This is a genomic window from Olsenella phocaeensis (assembly GCF_900120385.1).
GTDB lineage: Bacteria > Actinomycetota > Coriobacteriia > Coriobacteriales > Atopobiaceae > Olsenella_I > Olsenella_I phocaeensis.
This window is the reverse complement of sequence record NZ_LT635494.1, coordinates 1371118-1375352: the sequence shown is the minus strand read 5'-3', so window position 1 is coordinate 1375352 and position 4235 is coordinate 1371118. Positions and strand designations below refer to the sequence as shown.

Here is a 4235-nt window from a genome sequence, read left to right as displayed (position 1 = left end):
GCGTGCGCGGCGGCGAGCGCGGGACGGTCCTCCCCCTGATGGAGCAGGTCTTCGACGGCTTCCTCGAGCTGCACGGGGATCGGCTCTTCGGCGACGACGCGGCCATCGTGGGCGGCATCGCGCTGCTGGGGAACCGGCCCGTGACGGTGATAGGCACCGAGCGCGGCCGCGACACCAAGGAACGCATCGCGCGCAACTTCGGCTCGGCCAACCCCGAGGGCTATCGCAAGGCCCAGCGCCTCATGCGCGAGGCCGAGAAGTTCGGCCGTCCCGTGGTATGCCTCGTCGACACCTCGGGCGCCTACTGCGGGGTCGGCGCGGAGGAGCGCGGCCAGGGCGAGGCCATCGCTTCGAGTCTGGTGGAGATGGGCGGGCTCAGGGTGCCCGTCGTCTCGGTCATCGTGGGCGAGGGCGGTTCTGGTGGGGCGCTCGCCCTGGCCGCAGGCGACCGGACGCTCATGCTCTCGGGTGCCGTGTACTCGGTCGTGAGCCCGGAGGGCGCTGCGTCCATCCTCTGGAAGGACACGTCGCGCGCCGCGGAGGCGGCGGAGGCCCTGCGCGTCACGGCGCGCGACCTCGTCGAGCTGGGAATCGTGGACGACGTGGTGGACGACGCGGGCCTGGGCGGCGAGGGGTTCGCCCGGTCCCTCTCCGCGCGGCTCGCCGAGGAGGTCGACGCCCTGGCTGGTCTGGACGTGGACGAGTTGCTCGAGCGCCGCTACGACCGCTTCCGCCGCATGGGAGGAGACGCGCTATGCCGGGAATAGCCATCGTCACGGACTCCACCTGCTGCCTCACGCGCCAGGAGGCGCGTGAGCTGGGGTGCACCGTGCTGCCCATGACCTACGTCGCACGCGGCGAGCGCCGGCCGGAGCTGCCCCAAGGTGAGAACGGCGACTANCTCGGGGCAGCCGTCGCGCTCGTCGTCGCCCACCGCGCCTGCCGCCGCCAGCTAGTCGTTCTCGTCCAGCCACTCCCGAAGCATGGCCAGGTAGCGCGGCGTGTCCTCCACGAAGCAGGCGTGCCGGCAGCCCTCGAAGAGCTCCCAACGCGCCCCGGGGATGCCGTCCGCGAGCTGCTTGGCGACCAGCGGGGAGCAGAGGTCCTGGGTCCCGCTCACCACCAGTGCGGGGCAGCGCACCTCTTTCAGGCGCCCTGCGTACTCGAAGCCGGCGAGCGTGCCACTCGGCATGAGCTCGTTGTCTCCCCACGCCGCGAGGTAGGACTCGCGGCCGGTGCGCTTGGGCCTCCTCAGGCACTCCGGGCTCGACTCGTCCGGCTCTCCGGCGCAGAAGAGCTCCAGGTAGCGGGCCTCGGCGGCGCGGAACTCCGGCGTGTCGAAGCGCCCGCTCCTCTCCGCCTCCTCCATGGTCCTGCGCTCGTTCGCGCCCAGGTAGCGAAGCCGCCGGTGTCCCTCGCTGCCCCAGAGGCTCGCCGATGCCAGCGTGCTGCTGAGCACCACCGACCTCACGCCCACGCCCCCGCGGTCCAGGAGGTGCATGAGCGCCAGCATCCCGCCCCATGACTGCCCCAGGAGGTGGATGCGCTCCAGCCCAAGCCCCGCGCGCAGGGCGTCGAGCTCGTCCAGCCAGGTGTCCGCGCGCCAGAGCTCGTCATGCCCCGCCAGCCCGTCGTCCCACGAGAGTCCGCAGCCCAGCTGGTCGTACATGACCAGCCTCCTGCCGTCGAGGTCGGCCAGGTCGTCCAGCACCTCGAAGTAGTTGTGCGTCGACCCCGGTCCGCCGTGCAGGAGCACGAGCGGCGCACGGCCGGGCAGCTCCTCGTCTGGCTCGACGACGCGCCAATGGGTCTGGTGGCCCAAGAAGGGCAGGTATCCTTCGCTGATGTGCATCTTGCCGGCCTTCTGTCGCAGCTGTGTTGGTGGCCTTTCTCCCCCAGCCTATACTCAGGGAGAAACCAAGGGGAGAGCGACCTCGCGTCCGGGGCCGTCGCTCCCGCCCAAGAGGAGGAACCATGGACCAGAACGGCTTCTTCGTCAAGTCCGACCGCATCGTGCTGGCGGGCGGCGTCGTGGCTTCGGGCTACCTGCCCGTGGCGGACGGCGCGTTCAGGCCCGTAGTGCAGGAGCTGCCCGAGGGGGCAGAGGTCCTGGACTGCACGGGCAAGTGGGTGACGCCGGGCTTCGTGGACACGCACATCCACGGCTTTTNCGTACGAGCTGCTCTCGCGCGTGCGCGGCGGCGAGCGCGGGACGGTCCTCCCCCTGATGGAGCAGGTCTTCGACGGCTTCCTCGAGCTGCACGGGGATCGGCTCTTCGGCGACGACGCGGCCATCGTGGGCGGCATCGCGCTGCTGGGGAACCGGCCCGTGACGGTGATAGGCACCGAGCGCGGCCGCGACACCAAGGAACGCATCGCGCGCAACTTCGGCTCGGCCAACCCCGAGGGCTATCGCAAGGCCCAGCGCCTCATGCGCGAGGCCGAGAAGTTCGGCCGTCCCGTGGTATGCCTCGTCGACACCTCGGGCGCCTACTGCGGGGTCGGCGCGGAGGAGCGCGGCCAGGGCGAGGCCATCGCTTCGAGTCTGGTGGAGATGGGCGGGCTCAGGGTGCCCGTCGTCTCGGTCATCGTGGGCGAGGGCGNTGGCGTCGACGTGGCGGCAGACGGTTCCGGCGCGGGCGGGGCGGATGGCCTTGGCGGCCGTTGAGGACACCTCTGCTGCGACGGTCGTCAACGTCGACGGAGGACTTGGCCGCGACGCGGGACGCGACGCGGGTCGTGACGCAGGTCGTGACGCAGGTCGTGATGACCTCCCCCTCTCCCGACAGGCCTGCGACGAGCTGGTGCATGTCGCCACCTGCGGGTCGACCAACGATCTTGCGCGAAGGCTCTATCCCAGCCTGGGGAGCCTGCCCGTGTCCGCGGGTTTTGGAGACGCTGCGGACGGGTGGCGCGGTCGTCCCTGGCGAGGAGTAGACCGCGTTCCCGCCTGCCTCGTGGTCGCCGACGAGCAGACCCAGGGCAGAGGCAGACTTGGCCGCTCGTGGCGGAGCGGCGTGGGCGATTCGCTCACGGCATCCTTCGTGCTCGCGCTCCCCGCCTCCCTCATGCGGGGCTCGGACTCGGGACTGCTCACCCTTGCCGCGGGCCTTGCCGTGCTCGACGCCCTGCGCGATGTGGTCGTCGGTGCTGGTGGCCTCGGTGTCGCGGGTGATCTCGGTGTCGCGGGCAATGCCGGTGGCGCAGCGCACGCTGTCGATGGTGCCGGAACCGCGGTCGCCGCTAGACCCGCCCAGCTGCTCGGACTCAAGTGGCCCAATGACGTCTACCTGGCCGGACGCAAGCTTGCTGGCATCCTCTCGGAGGTGGCGTTCTCGGATGCGGACGACGTGGGGGTGGTCGTCGGCGTCGGGGCCAACCTCCTCGTCGCGGCCGACCGGCTGCCTACGCCCCTCTCCACGTCGCTTCAGCTGCACTTCGACGGGCTGCCGCCCTTCGCCGAGCTGCGCGACCGCCTGTGTGCCGGCATCGCGCGTGGCCTGCGCCGGCAGATGGGCGCGCTCGCGTTTGGCGGCGAGACAGCGCGGGACGAGCTCGTCTCTCGCGTGAACGTGGAGAACGTCCTTCGCGGGCATCCCGTCACGGTCGAGCTTGCCGCAGGTCGCAGGGTGGAGGGCGTCGCGGGGGACGTGCGCGCGGACGGATCGCTCGAGGTCCTTCCAGCGGATGGCAACGGCTCTTCCAGCGACGGCTCCTCCGGCGACGGCTCGTGGCCGGTTCGCGTGACTGCCGGCGACGTGCTTCTCCGCCGCGATTGCGCTGCACCGAGCACGCGATAGCGCGCGCCCACGGGCGTCGAGCAAGCGGCAACGCACGCGTGCGGATGCCGTGCACGCTGAAGCGCACGCGTGCGAACGCCTTGCACGCCATTGCGCACAGCTCTGGCATCGAACACGCGGTTGCGCACAACGGCCCCCCTCGCCATCTGCGGAAACGCGAAGCCTGATGTGCGCTTGCGCGTGCAGGATGAAAAGCGTGTGCGCTTACGCGTGCAAGGCGAGAGGTGCGTGCGTTTGCGCGTGCGGGATGTGCGCATTGGACGAGAACGGCGTTCGCCTGTGCGTGCGCGACGCGACGGCCTCGGGGCAGCCGTCGCGCTCGTCGTCGCCCACCGCGCCTGCCGCCGCCAGCTAGTCGTTCTCGTCCAGCCACTCCCGAAGCATGGCCAGGTAGCGCGGCGTGTCCTCCACGAAGCAGGCGTGCCGGCAGCCCTC

At 71.1% G+C, this 4235-nt stretch carries 4 protein-coding genes; 3 read left to right on the top strand and 1 reads right to left on the bottom strand.

Annotation, left to right across the window (positions count from 1 at the left end):
- The coding region (gene accA / locus BQ7388_RS06610; RefSeq protein ID WP_129583179.1) for an acetyl-CoA carboxylase carboxyl transferase subunit alpha at positions 1 to 767 on the top strand (767 nt) is incomplete at its 5' end.
- 185 nt (positions 768 to 952) lie between these two features.
- Here accA and pepI read toward each other — a convergent pair.
- Positions 953 to 1852 (bottom strand): proline iminopeptidase, encoded by a 900-nt coding sequence (gene pepI, locus BQ7388_RS06605; RefSeq protein WP_072500071.1) that lies wholly within the window; start codon positions 1850 to 1852, stop codon positions 953 to 955.
- A 339-nt stretch (positions 1853 to 2191) separates the two neighbouring features.
- On the opposite strand from pepI, the gene BQ7388_RS06600 reads away from it, so the two are divergent.
- Entirely contained in the window at positions 2192 to 2668 is a 477-nt protein-coding gene (locus tag BQ7388_RS06600; protein ID WP_072500070.1) for a carboxyl transferase domain-containing protein, read from the top strand.
- Positions 2655 to 3800, top strand: a complete 1146-nt coding sequence (locus BQ7388_RS06595) for a biotin--[acetyl-CoA-carboxylase] ligase (protein ID WP_159430806.1) — start codon at positions 2655 to 2657, stop codon at positions 3798 to 3800. Before BQ7388_RS06600 ends, BQ7388_RS06595 begins: the two co-directional genes overlap by 14 nt.
- Positions 3801 to 4235: the final 435 nt, after the last annotated feature.